The organism is Serinicoccus sediminis, from assembly GCF_004153545.1.
In the GTDB taxonomy this organism is placed as follows: Bacteria; Actinomycetota; Actinomycetes; order Actinomycetales; family Dermatophilaceae; genus Ornithinicoccus; species Ornithinicoccus sediminis_A.
Genome location: NZ_SDVA01000003.1, coordinates 229,829 through 241,953, shown reverse-complemented (window position 1 = coordinate 241,953; position 12,125 = coordinate 229,829). Strand labels below are relative to the sequence as shown.

Annotated in this window: 10 protein-coding genes; 5 read left to right on the top strand and 5 right to left on the bottom strand. The window is 75.4% G+C overall.

The features are described from left to right. The first annotated feature begins 315 nt into the window (after positions 1 to 315). Positions 316 to 2,478: a hypothetical protein gene (locus tag EUS26_RS04885; protein ID WP_130012050.1), complete on the top strand. Its 2,163-nt coding sequence runs from the start codon at positions 316 to 318 to the stop codon at positions 2,476 to 2,478. An 11-nt stretch (positions 2,479 to 2,489) separates the two neighbouring features. On the opposite strand, the gene EUS26_RS04880 is transcribed toward EUS26_RS04885, so the two are convergent. Further along, positions 2,490 to 4,295, bottom strand: a complete 1,806-nt coding sequence (locus tag EUS26_RS04880; RefSeq protein ID WP_238148808.1) for an alpha-amylase family glycosyl hydrolase — start codon at positions 4,293 to 4,295, stop codon at positions 2,490 to 2,492. Positions 4,296 to 4,390: 95 nt separating this feature from the next. Between EUS26_RS04880 and EUS26_RS04875 the strand changes: the two genes are divergently transcribed. Genes EUS26_RS04875 through EUS26_RS04865 form a run of 3 tightly spaced genes read left to right on the top strand, consistent with a single transcriptional unit; the run spans position 4,391 to position 7,345 of the window. Then, positions 4,391 to 4,801, top strand: coding sequence for a globin (locus tag EUS26_RS04875; RefSeq protein ID WP_130012049.1), 411 nt, complete (start codon positions 4,391 to 4,393; stop codon positions 4,799 to 4,801). A 49-nt stretch (positions 4,802 to 4,850) separates the two neighbouring features. After that, on the top strand, positions 4,851 to 6,578 hold the full coding sequence (locus EUS26_RS04870; RefSeq protein ID WP_130012048.1) for a glycoside hydrolase family 13 protein: 1,728 nt from the start codon (positions 4,851 to 4,853) through the stop codon (positions 6,576 to 6,578). Positions 6,579 to 6,598: 20 nt separating this feature from the next. Continuing rightward, positions 6,599 to 7,345 carry an aspartate/glutamate racemase family protein gene (locus tag EUS26_RS04865; RefSeq protein WP_130012047.1) on the top strand — a complete coding sequence of 249 codons (747 nt, stop codon included), beginning with the start codon at positions 6,599 to 6,601 and terminating at the stop codon, positions 7,343 to 7,345. Here the strand turns inward: EUS26_RS04865 and EUS26_RS04860 are convergent. Together EUS26_RS04860 and EUS26_RS04855 are read right to left on the bottom strand one after the other, a co-directional pair. Continuing rightward, positions 7,342 to 8,658, bottom strand: coding sequence for a hemolysin family protein (locus EUS26_RS04860; protein ID WP_130012046.1), 1,317 nt, complete (start codon positions 8,656 to 8,658; stop codon positions 7,342 to 7,344). The two genes, EUS26_RS04865 and EUS26_RS04860, sit on opposite strands and share 4 nt — an antisense overlap. Before the next feature lie 75 nt (positions 8,659 to 8,733). Beyond that, positions 8,734 to 10,017 (bottom strand): MFS transporter, encoded by a 1,284-nt coding sequence (locus EUS26_RS04855; RefSeq protein WP_130012045.1) that lies wholly within the window; start codon positions 10,015 to 10,017, stop codon positions 8,734 to 8,736. 59 nt (positions 10,018 to 10,076) lie between these two features. Between EUS26_RS04855 and EUS26_RS04850 the strand changes: the two genes are divergently transcribed. Then, positions 10,077 to 10,682 (top strand): winged helix-turn-helix domain-containing protein, encoded by a 606-nt coding sequence (locus EUS26_RS04850; RefSeq protein WP_130012044.1) that lies wholly within the window; start codon positions 10,077 to 10,079, stop codon positions 10,680 to 10,682. A 210-nt stretch (positions 10,683 to 10,892) separates the two neighbouring features. Here the strand turns inward: EUS26_RS04850 and EUS26_RS04845 are convergent, their stop codons facing one another. Continuing rightward, a complete protein-coding gene (locus EUS26_RS04845; protein WP_130012043.1) occupies positions 10,893 to 11,555 on the bottom strand; it encodes a DUF8185 domain-containing protein in 663 nt (220 codons plus the stop codon). Then, complete coding sequence (locus EUS26_RS04840; protein WP_130012042.1) at positions 11,552 to 12,034, bottom strand: acyl-CoA thioesterase; 483 nt, start codon at positions 12,032 to 12,034, stop codon at positions 11,552 to 11,554. The genes EUS26_RS04845 and EUS26_RS04840 overlap by 4 nt, the downstream gene beginning before the upstream one ends. Positions 12,035 to 12,125 lie beyond the last annotated feature (91 nt).

Below are 12,125 nucleotides of genomic sequence, written 5' to 3'. Positions count from 1 at the left end.
GGGGGGGGGGGGGGGGGGGGGGGGGGGGGGCGGGGGGCGGGGGGGCGGGGGGGGGCGGGCGGGGGGGGGGGGGGGGCGGGGGGCGGGGGGGGGGGCGGGGGGGGGGGGGGGGGGGGGGCGGGGGGGGGGGGGGGGGGGGGGGGGGCGGGGGAGGGGGGGAGGGGGGGGGGGGGGGGGGCGGGGGGGGGGCGCGGGGGGGGGGGGGGGGCGGGCCTGGGCGTGCGGGCGGCGGAGAGCCGGGGGGACACCGGCCGCGCGGCGCGCCGGACGGGGGGCACCCTGGCCGCGGTCGGCCGGGGCGGCGGGGGGGGCGGGGTGAGGACGGCCCTGGTCGGGGCCTACCTGCGCGCCGCGCCCCGCCGGCCCGAGCGCGCCCTCCCGGGCGAGGCCAGGGACGCCGGCGACGTGCTGCAGCGGCTGCGCCCGCGCGAGCGCGCGGTCGCCGTGCTGCGCCTCGTCGAGGGCGCCAGCACGGCCGACACCGCCGAGGCGCTGCGGCTCCCGGCCGAGAAGGTCGCCTCGCTGCTGCCCACCACCCCGGGGCTGGCCACCGCGCTCGAGGCGGTCGGCGACCGTCACGCCCTGCGGGGCTCGGACCTGGCGACCGAGCTCGGCCCGGCCGTCGCCCAGGCGCCGCCGCAGCCATCTGCCCGGGACCGGCGGTGGTGGGTCGCCGCCGCGGCCGTGCCGCTCGTCGCCCTGGGCGGGTATGCGCTCTCCCTGGACCGCGAGGAGCCCGCCGGGTCGGACGGTGCGGCACCGACGGGCCAGGGTGCCGTCCAGGTCGGTGCGGTGGACCTCGGGGAGGCGGGCTTCGAGCTGGACGAGGACGGCGAGCCACCGCGCGGCGCCGCGGGGCTGACCCGCATGGGGACCCTCGAGCTCGTCCCCGGCCGCCGCGCCGACCTCAGCCTCAACACCGTCGACGCCCGGTTCGGCGGCCACGTGGCCTCCTTCGCCGTGCTGTGGTGCGACATGCCGCCCGCCGACGACCCCGCCCTGGACCGCCCCGTCGGCGAGGTCACGGTGGACGGGTCGACGCTCACCCTGCCCTGCGCCGGCTCGGGAGGAGAGCCCGCGGTGGGGCTGGACCACGTCGTCGCCCTGCCCGCCGTCGGTGAGGCGCAGGTCCGGGTGACCGGGGACCTGCCACCGGACGGCGGAGCGGTCCTGGGCCTCTACGCGCAGACCGACGACGTGGTGGTCGAGCCGATGCCGAGCGGGGACCTGACCGCGGGGCCGCCCGTCCCGCAGGACGCGGTCGTCGTCGACCAGGCCGGCCCGGAGATGCCCTACGGCCCGGACGGACGGCTCGTGCAGCCCGTCGAGCTCTCGTCGGGCAGCGCCCTGCGGGTGTGGGCCGGGCGCACCGGCGCCGTCATGGTGCTGGTCGACGGCGTCCCCGTCACCGACGACGGCGACCTGCAGTGGTGGACGGGCGGCCGGGCCGACTGGCGCGAGCAGCAGCCCGACGTGCGCGAGGGCCGGTGGATGGTCTACGTCCCCGGGTCGGTCCGCGAGTTCACCCTGCCCGCCGACCTCGTCCCCGAGGACGGTGAGCAGCGCTCCGCCGTCGTCGAGGTCCTCACGGAGAGCACCGAGCACGTCCAGGTCGTGGCCACCCGTGCCGCGCCGGGCGACGCCGACCACGACCCGCTGCCACGGACGGACGGGGGCGAGGCACCGGAGCTGGTCTCCGGGCACCGCCTGGCCGGCGCCTGGGAGCTGCCGCTGGACGGGCTGGAGCGCGAGCTGGTCGACCCCCCGGAGGACGCGGACCTCACCTGGGCGCTGCTCGTCCCCGAGGACCCTCGCGGATCGACCGGCCCGGTGTCACCCCTCGGCGGGCAGGGCGTCCTCCGGCACGACGGTGAGTGGTCCACCTTCTGGTCGGTCCCGGACCCCTCCGACATCTCCCGCGCCATCGAGGAGTCCCGGTGGTGGGACGGTTCGTGGGCCCGGGACCCGGACCGCGCCGGTCCTGCGGCTTCCACGGCGACCGGTGCCCTGCGGGTGAGCGCGCCGGCCGCACCAGGCCACCCGTCGAGCCTGCTGCTGGCCTACGAGCCCGTGCCCTACGAGGACTTCGACGTCGCCGCGGCGCAGGTCCCCGGCACCAGCTGGCCGGCGGGCGAGGAGCCGACGGCGTCCCGGCTCGACTCCTCGACGGTCCTGGCGACGGTGACCGGCGACGATCTCGACGAGGACGGGCGGACCACCGTCGAGGTCCCGACCGGGGGCCTCGGGGCCCGCATCGCGACCGAGGGCCGGGGACGCATCCGCTTCCAGGTCGACGGGGAGCCGGTCGAGCTCCTGACCAGGACCGACGGCTGGTGGTCCAGCTGGACCGACCAGGACGTGGTCTCCGAGGCACAGCTGTCCTGGGGGTCCTACAGCCGCACCGGCGACGTCGAGCTGACCATCACCGTCGAGGACTACGAGGACGACGACGTCCGCATCGAGCTGCTGCGGGGCTGAGTCGCCTCGCCTCAGTCGTCCTGCGACAGCACCAGGGCGGCGTAGGGACCCACGGTGACCAGCGCGCTGTCCGCGCGACCGTCCCACGGGCGTGGCTCGGTGTCGGTGTCGTGGGCGTGCACCGCGCCGAGCCCCGGCCCGAAACCCGGGGCGTCGGTGTTGCAGCGCACCCTCCACCGGCCGGCGCGCGGCATACCGAGGCGCAGGTCGTGCCGCGGGTGGGTGGAGAGGTTGACGACGACCACGACGTCGTCGCCCGGGCCACCGTGGTCCCACCGGTGATAGGCGAGCACGCCGTCGTCGGCGCGCAGGACGTCGGTATGCCGTCCGCGCAGCCCCCGCGTCGTGCCGGACGCGTCGCGGCGCAGCAGGACGAGCTGCCGGACCAGGTGCAGGAAGCCGGCGCGGTGGTGGGCCTTGGACCAGTCGACCGGGCGGGTGTCGGTGAACCAGCCGTCCTCCAGCACGTCCTGGCCCTGGAAGAGCATCGGGATGCCGGGTGCGGTCAGCGTGAGCACCAGCCCGAGGGCGGACCGGGTGCGGGCGTGCCAGGAGTCGGCGTGCCCGGGGGTGATCTGCTCCGGCACCCGGGCCCGGCCGTTGGCGACCTCGTCGTGGGACTCGGTGTAGACGACCCGCTCGTGCAGCTCGCCCCCTCCGCCGAGCACCGCGGCCGCCACCGCCCGCACGTCCCGGTGCGCGTCGTCGGCGGCCTCCAGCGCGGCCCGGACCGTGTGCACGAAGCCGGCGTCCCACTGGCTGTGGAAGCCGAGTCCCCCCTCCTGCGGCGACCGGGTGACCGCCGGGTCGCGCTGCATGTCCTCGGCGACCAGCAGCTTCCACGGCTGCCGCGAGCGCAGGTCGCTGGTGAGCGAGGCGAGGTAGCGGTCTCCAGCCCCGATGTGGTGCGCCGGGTCGCGCACGTCGCCCCACCGCGACCGCACGAAGTTGGTGCCGTCGAAGCGCAGCCCGTCGACCCGGAAGTCCTCCAGCCACATGACGGCGGAGTCGCGCAGGAAGTTGCGGACCGCCTTGCGGTCGTAGTTCGGCCTCGTCGCCCCCCACGGGGTCAGCGCCCGGCGGTCGTTGTAGAAGTAGGCCCCGCCGTAGCGGCGCCGCCCGGCCGCGCCGTCGAAGCGCCACAGGTGCGGGCCGTCCGGCCCCAGGTGGTTGTGCACCACGTCGAGGATCACCGCGATCCCCCGGGCGTGCGCCTCCCGGACGAACCGCGCGAAGGCGTGCGGACCGCCGTAGCTGGACTCGACGGCGTACAGCTGGGAGGGGTTGTAGCCCCAGCTCGTCGCGGAGGCGAACTCGAAGGGCGGCATCACCTCGACGGCGCTCACCCCGAGCCACGCCAGGTGGTCCAGACGCCCCACGGCGGTGTCGAAGGTGCCCGGCCCCTCCGCCGTCGCGGCGAAGGTCGGCACGTGCATCTCGTAGACGACGAGGTCGTCCCACCCCGGGGCCCGGAAGGGCTCGTCGCCCCAGTCGAGGTGCCGCGGGTCGAAGACGACGGACGCACCGCGCGCGCCGGTGACCTGCCGCGCGCACGGGTCCTGCCGGGAGAGGTAGGGGCCGCCGCGGCGCACGAGGAAGCGGTAGTGCGTGCCCGGGCCCGCGCCCGGCACGAAGGCCGACCAGGTGCCGGAGCGGTGGTGGTCCTTCGCCAGGACGGTGCGGCGTCGCGCGTCCCAGCCGCAGAAGTCCCCCACCACCGCGACCTGGCGGGCCTGCGGCGCCCAGACGCGGAAGGTGACGCCGTCGTCGTGGGGCACCGCACCCATACCGGGGTGGGACGAGGACCTGGCTGGCACGGCCCCGAGCGTAGGGGTCGGGGCCGACGGCGCCCCAATCGCCGAGGTGGGGCGGCACGTCCCGGGCCACCGCGCGGGTTTGGCACCATGGAGAGGTGACCCAGCCCTCCCCCGACACCCCCACCACCGTCTACGAGCGCGTCGGCGGGCACCAGACCTTCGTCGACCTCGTGCACGCCTTCTACCAGGGCGTGCGGCAGGACCCGCCGCTGCGCGACCTCTACCCCGAGGAGGACCTCGGGCCCGCCGAGGTGCGGCTGCGGATGTTCCTCGAGCAGTACTGGGGCGGCCCCACGACCTACTCCGACCAGCGCGGCCACCCCCGGCTGCGGATGCGCCACCACCCCTTCCGGGTCACCCCCGCCCAGCGGGACCGCTGGCTGCACCACATGAACGCCGCCCTGGACACCGTGGCCGACCGGATGGACGGCCTGGACGAGCAGCAGATGCGGGCCTACATGGCGCACGCCGCGCAGGCCATGGTCAACACCCTCGAGGAGGACTGACCGGCGCGATTTGCGCGCACCAGGGAGCCGCGGCATACCGTAGCCCCTCGTGACTCACCCCCCGTCCGCGCACGACGCGCCCTGGTGGCGCCACGCCGTCATCTACCAGGTCTACCCCCGCAGCTTCGCCGACGCGAGCGGTGACGGGGTGGGCGACCTCCCCGGCATCACCTCCCGGCTGCCCTACCTCGCCGCGCTGGGGGTGGACGCGGTCTGGATCAGCCCGTTCTACCGCTCCCCCATGGCCGACGCGGGGTATGACGTGGCCGACTACCGCGACGTCGACCCGGTCTTCGGCACCCTGGAGGACGCCGACGCGCTCGTGGAGCGCGCCCACGAGCTCGGCGTCCGGGTCATCGTCGACCTCGTGCCCAACCACACCAGCGACGAGCACGCGTGGTTCGAGCAGGCGCTGGCCGCGGCGCCGGGCAGCCCCGAGCGGGAGCGCTACGTCTTCCGGGACGGCCGCGGCGACGGCAGCGAGCCGCCGAACAACTGGAAGAGCATCTTCGGGGGCATGGCCTGGACCCGGGTCACCGAGCCCGACGGGACCCCCGGCCAGTGGTACCTCCACCTCTTCGACAGCAAGCAGCCCGACCTCAACTGGCGCAACCCCGAGGTCGTCGAGGAGTTCCACGACATCCTGCGCTTCTGGCTGGACCGGGGCGTCGACGGTTTCCGGGTCGACGTCGCCCACTCGCTCGTCAAGGACGCCGACCTGCCGGACTGGGAGGAGCGGGCGGTCATGGCCGGCGCGGACGACGAGCGGCTCGAGCAGAGCCACCTCGGCCCGATGTGGGACCAGGAGGAGGTGCACGAGGTCTACCGCGGCTGGCGGGAGGTGCTGGACTCCTACAACCCCGAGGGCGACCCGCAGCGCGACCGGATCCTGTGCGCCGAGGCGTGGCTCCCGACGCAGGAGCGGACGATGGCCTACGTCCGCCCGGACGAGATGCACCAGGCGTTCAACTTCCACTACCTGCAGGCACCCTGGCGGGCCGCCGACCAGCAGCGCATCGTCGAGACCTCGCTCGAGGCGGCCGAGGCGGTGGGCGCGCCCACCACGTGGGTGCTGTCCAACCACGACGTGGTCCGCCACGCCTCGCGGCTCGGGCTGCCGGTGGGGCAGCCGCGGCCCAACGGGATCGCCGCCGGCGACCCCCAGCCCAACGCCGTCCTCGGGCTGCGGCGGGCGCGGGCGGCCACCGCGATGATGCTGGCGCTGCCCGGCTCGGCCTACCTCTACAACGGCGAGGAGCTCGGGCTCCCCGACCACACGGCGCTGCCCGCCCACGTACGCGAGGACCCGGCCTTCCACCGCACCCAGGGCGAGGAGACCGGGCGCGACGGCTGCCGGGTCCCGATGCCGTGGGTCGCCGGCGAGCCGTCCTACGGGTTCGGCGCGCCGGACGACGTCGACACCTGGCTGCCGCAGCCGCTGCTCTACGGCTCCCTGTCGGTGGACCGGCAGGAGGGGGTGGCGGGCTCGACGCTGGAGCTCTACCGCACCCTGCTCCGGCTGCGCCGCGAGCACGACCTCGGCGTCGGCGGGCTGGAGTGGCTCACCGACCTGGAGGGTATGCCGCTGCCCGAGGGCGTCGTCGCGTTCACCAACGCCCGTGAGGACGGCCCGGTGGTCACGGTGCTGACGAACTTCGGCGAGGAGCCGGTGGTGCTGCCCGAGGAGCGCGAGGTGCTGGTGACCAGCGGCCGCCTGCACCGCGACGCCGAGGGGCGGCGCACGCTGCACCAGGACTGCACGGTCTGGCTCGGCTGACCCGCGGCTAGGGTCGGGCCATGCGCACGATCGGCCTGCTCGGCGGGATGAGCTGGGAGTCCAGCGCGGAGTACTACCGCCTCCTCAACGAGGGGGTCCGCGAGCGGCTCGGCGGCCTGCACTCCGCGCGCGTCGTCCTCGCCTCCCTGGACTTCGCCGAGGTGGAGGCCCTGCAGGTCGCCGGCGACTGGGAGGCGGCCGGGCGGTTGCTCGCCCGGCACGCGCGCGGGCTGGAGGCGGCCGGCGCCGACCTGGTGCTCCTCTGCACCAACACGATGCACAGGGTGGCGGACGAGGTCGAGGCGGCGCTCGGCATACCGCTGCTGCACCTGGCCGACGCCACCGCCGCGGCGGTGCGGACGGCCGGGCTGGGCCGGGTCGGGCTGCTCGGCACGGCCTTCACCATGGAGCAGTCGTTCTACACCGGCCGGCTGGCCGACCACGGCCTGGAGGTGCTCGTGCCCGACGCGCCCGGCCGCGAGCTGGTGCACCGGGTCATCTACGACGAGCTGTGCCGAGGCGTCGTGCGCGAGGAGTCGCGGGAGGCGTACCGGCGCGTCGTCGACGACCTGGTGGAGCGGGGCGCGCAGGGCGTCGTCCTCGGCTGCACCGAGATCGAGCTGCTCCTGCGGCCGGAGGACGTCGACGTCCCGACCTTCCCGACCACGAGGCTGCACGTCGAGGCCGCCCTGGAGGCGGCGCTGGGCGGGCGCGACCGGCCGGCGGTGGGCTCGCGGGACGCCGGCCCCGACGGGTCGACCTCCTAGCCCGGCTGCCCCTCGTCCCCGGCCGCCGGCTCCCGGGCCACCTCGACCTCGGTGATCCGCAGCCCCTCCAGCGCCACCACCGTGAGCCGCACGTCGCCGACCACCACGCAGTCGCCCTCTTCGGCGACCCGGCCGAGGCGGTCCAGCACCAGGCCGGCGACCGTCTCGTAGGACCCGTGCGGCAGGGCCACGCCGAGGACGTCCTCGAGCTCTTCCACGATGAGGCTGCCCGAGACCACCGTGCGACCTCCGGCCCGGACCAGCGAGTCCTCCGGGTCGCGCTCGGTGTCGTACTCGTCGTAGATCTCCCCCACCACCTCCTCGACGAGGTCCTCGATGGTGACGACGCCCTCGGTGCCGCCGTGCTCGTCGACCACCAGTGCCATGTGCTGCTGCTCGGCGCGCAGCAGGGCGAGCGTCGCGAGCACCGGCTTGGTCACCGGCAGCGCGGTGATCTCGCGGGTGACCTCGTGCACCCGGGTGCGGGCGCGCTGCGCCTCGGGCAGGGTGAAGAGGTCCCGGATGTGGACGAAGCCGAGGATGTCGTCGACACCCTGGCCGGTCACCGGGTAGCGGCTGTGGCCGCTGCGCCGGATCTCACCGATGACGTCCTCGACGCGGGCGTCCGCGGCGAGGAACTCGACGTCCGGGCGGGGTCGCAGCACGTCGCCCAGGGTGCGCTCGCTGGCCCGGAAGACGTCGGAGAGGATCTCCCGGCTGTAGGGCCTCAGGTCGCGGTTGTCCTCCACGGTCCGCCGCAGCTCCTCGATCGTCATCTCCTCCTGGGTCGCGCCGGGGTCGCCGCCCAGCAGCCGGACCATGAGGTTGGTGGAGACGGACAGGAAGAAGATGACCGGGCGCAGCAGGGTCGCGAAGATGCCCAGCGGCGGGGCCAGCACCTTGGTGAAGCCGGCCGAGCGCTGCATCGCCAGCCGCTTGGGGGTGAGCTCGCCGAGGACGAGCGACAGGTAGGCGATGACCAGCGTCATGGCCACCAGCGCCACCGGGTCGGCGACCGAGGACGGCATACCCAGGCCCTGCAGCCACGTCGACACCGACGGCGCGATGGTCGCGCCGCCGAAGGCGGACGAGAAGAAGCCGGCGACCGTGACCCCGACCTGCACCGCGGAGAGGAAGGTGTTGGGGTCGCGGACGAGCGTGGCGATCCGCCTGCCTCGCGGCCCGGAGCGCTCGATCTCGTCGACCTGGGAGGGTCGCAGCGACACGATCGCCATCTCGGTCGCCGCGAAGACGCCGCCGACGAGGACGAAGAGCAGGACCAGCGCGATGTTGGTGAGCAGGGCGGCGTCCATGCGGCACAGGGTATGCCGGTGCTCCCCCGGGCGGGCGCCGCCGCGTCCCGCGCGCCCTCGGCGTGGACGTCGAGGTCACTCCGCCGACGGGGCCCGCGTCGCGCCCTCGGCCAGCGCGTCGAGCTCGCGGGGCAGCTCGCGCATGCGGACGAGCGGCGAGAGCAGGACCGGGAGGGCCGCGAGGACGGACAGCGTGGCCAGGCCCCAGAGGGTCGGCACCAGGCCGAGCTGCTGGCCGGCCACGCCACCGAGGAAGGCCCCGATCGGCATGGGCCCCCAGACGAGGAACCGGATGGAGGCGTTCATCCGGCCCAGCAGCGGCTTGGGGCACAGCCGCTGGCGGAAGCTCACCTGGGCGATGTTGTAGACCACGACGCCCCAGGAGATGAGCAGGTTGCCGACCAGCAGCGTCGGCACGGGCGGCAGGACCGAGGCGAGCGGCACGGTGAGCATCGCCAGGCCGGAGAGCACGGCGGCGATGGGGATGGCGCGGCCCTCGCCCACCCACCGGCCGAACCAGCCGGAGGTGACCGCACCGAGCAGACCGCCGACCGCCCCCAGCGACAGGACCAGCCCCAGGGTGGTCTCGGCGAGGTCGAGGGTGGTGAGGGCGTACAGGACGAAGAGGGCGAAGACGCCCGAGGAGGCGAGGTTGCTCAGGCCGGTGCAGGCCACGATGCGGCGCAGCAACGGGTGGGAGAGCACGAAGGACAGCCCCTCGCGGATCTCGGTGACCAGGGGACGGCGGGCGGCGGGGTCGGGCGCCTGCTCCCGGTGCCGGATGCGGCTCACGAAGAGCGAGGACAGGCCCATGCAGAGGCTGGTCACCGCGATGGTCAGCGGGGAGCCGAGCAGCCGCACCATGGCGGCGGCCGCCGCGGGCCCGACCACCATGGCGGTCTGCTGGCTGGCCTGCAGCTTGCCGTTGCCGTCGGCGATCTGCTCGCCCTCGACGAGCTCGGGCAGGTAGGACTGGTTGGCCACGTCGAAGAAGACGGTGATGACGCCGACCCCCACGGCGACGACGTAGAGCTGGCCCATCGTCAGGACGTCGAGCAGCCACGCGGCCGGCAGGGTGAGCAGGAGCAGCGCTCGCCCGATGTCGCCGAGGACGAGCACCGTCCTCTTGCGCCAGCGGTCCACCCAGGCGCCCGCCGGCAGCCCGATGAGCAGGAAGGCCAGGGACTCCAGGGTCGCCAGCAGGCCCATCTGGAAGGCGTCGGCGCCGAGCAGCTGCACGGCCATGAGCGGCATCGCGAACCCGACGAACTGCGCACCGAAGACCGACACGGTGTCGCCCATCCAGAGCTGACGGAAGTCGTGGTGGCGCCAGAGGCCGGCCGGTCGCGGAGTGGTCACGCCGACGATCCTGCGCCAAGTGATTGAGTTCTGTCAATCACTTTGCCAGGATGGCGGGTATGCAGCCGGATCCGTCATCGCCCCGGCCCGAGCCGGGCGGAGCGCCTGCCCAGCACGACGGCGGGTTCGAGGCCAGCGACGCCGAGGCGCGGGCGCTGGCCTCGGGGGTGCGGCTGCGGATCCTGCGGCTGGCCCTCGACGAGCCGCTGACCAACCGGGAGCTCGCCGACGCCCTGGGCCTGAACCCGGCGACGGTCCTGCACCACGTGCGCACCCTGGTCGACACCGGGTTCCTCGAGGCGCTCGAGCCGCGTCGGGGACGCCGGGGGGCTCGGGAGATCCCCTACCGGGCCACCGGCCGCTCCTGGTACGCCCGCACCCCCGTCACCACCAAGGGCATGCTGGACGCGTTCGTCGCGGAGATCGCCGAGGTGCCGGCCGACCGCACCGACGTCACCATGACCCGGCTCGGGCTGCGTCTGCCCCCGGAGCAGCTCGAGGAGTTCCGGACCCGGCTGGCCGAGCTCGTCGACGAGTTCCACGACCGGGCCCGCGACCCCACCGCGGAGCCGTGGTCGCTCTTCCTCGCGCTGCACCCGGACAGGAGTGCCCTGCCCGGGTCGGCGCGGGAGGACCGGGCCAGTCCGGAGGGCGCCGGCACGTAGGGCTGGCGACGGCGGACCTCCGTGACTCGTCGGGGCGGGCCTGAGGACCCCAGTGCGCATGCCTGTGCCTCTCCTGGTGACACACCCGTCGCCCCAGGCACGCGCGTGTCGCAAGGAAACGCACGAGACGGCGCACAGGCGTGCTCGCACCGGCGCCTGGGCGGTGCAGCACCACGGCACCACGTCACCGGCGACTGCCCGGCCGCCCCCTCAGGGTCGCAGCACCACGTGGCCGACGGCCGTGGAGACCCGCAGCCACGCGCCGCTGCGGTGCACGGCGGCGGGTCCGTCCCCGGGTCGGAGGAAGCCGAGGGCGTGCACCGCGAGCCCGGCCGCGGCCGGCACCTCGGTGTCCGCGACCGGCCGGCCCCACACCCGTGCGCGCAGGGCCTCGACGGCCGCGGCCCCCGACCCCTCCGGGGACCCGGTGGCGACCTCGGCGATCCCTGCCCGCGCGGCCGCCAGCAGCTCCTCCGCCGGTATGCCGCCGAGCGGCTCCCAGCCTCCGCGCGGCGGGGACTGCGCGGCCCAGGGCGGGGCGAGCGTCGTCGGGGGGACGGCGAGCGTCGTCGAGCTGTCCCCGGTGGCCGCCCGGCGGGCGAAGCGGTCGGTCAGCCCGCCGAGCGGCACCGTGACGTCCAGCGCCTCGGCGTCCGCCGCCAGCGCCATGGTGCGCAGCCCGAGGGTCAGCCCGCTGCGCAGCAGCCCGGCCCCGGGCAGCACGCACACCCACGCGGCCAGCACCCCTCCGGCACCGGTCGCCTGCAGCCGGATCGCCCCGTCCTCGTCGAGCCGTGCGGCCCGGCGCACCAGCGTGGCCAGGTCGGCGACCGACTCGCCGTCGGCGAGCGAGAGCGTCGCCGGCTGGGTCACCGCGCCGCCCGGCGGCCGGCGTCCCCGCGGAGCACCGGCGCCGGCCCGGTGACCGCCGCGAGCGCGTCGCGCTCCTCCGGGCCCAGCCGCCGCGGCCGCTGGTCGCGCAGGTCGTAGGCGACGAGGCTGACCCGGCCCCGCGCATACACGGTGTCGTCGCCGACCGGTCCGGCGACGGCATACCCCAGGTCGAAGGAGGCGCCGCCGACCCCGCCGCACCACACCGCCACCCGCGCCGGCGCGTAGGCGAAGCCCATCGGCAGGAGGTAGTCGATCGCCTGCGACACGACGAGCATGCCCTCGTCGATGAGGTCGCGGCCCTGCCCGAACCACGCCTTGAAGGCGTAGACGCGGGCCTCCTCGAAGAGTCGGAGGTACTGCACGTTGTTGACGTGCGCGTAGGCGTCGAGGTCGGACCAGCGGACGGTGATGTCGAAGACCGAGGCGACCTCGGGGACGTCGGGCAGGGAGGTGCTCATGCCGCCATTGTGTCTGCCGCCGCGCCGCCCGGGCGAAGCCCCGCCGGCAGCGGTAGGTTGGGCTCGACACCAGCACCACGCAGCGGGAGGA

Coding starts and splice junctions, on each gene's coding strand:
- EUS26_RS04865 (WP_130012047.1), top strand. CDS start 6,599: ATGCGCACGATCGGCCTGCTCGGCGGGATGAGCTGGGAGTCCAGCGCG.
- EUS26_RS04860 (WP_130012046.1), bottom strand. CDS start 8,658: ATGGACGCCGCCCTGCTCACCAACATCGCGCTGGTCCTGCTCTTCGTC.
- EUS26_RS04850 (WP_130012044.1), top strand. CDS start 10,077: ATGCAGCCGGATCCGTCATCGCCCCGGCCCGAGCCGGGCGGAGCGCCT.
- EUS26_RS04840 (WP_130012042.1), bottom strand. CDS start 12,034: ATGAGCACCTCCCTGCCCGACGTCCCCGAGGTCGCCTCGGTCTTCGAC.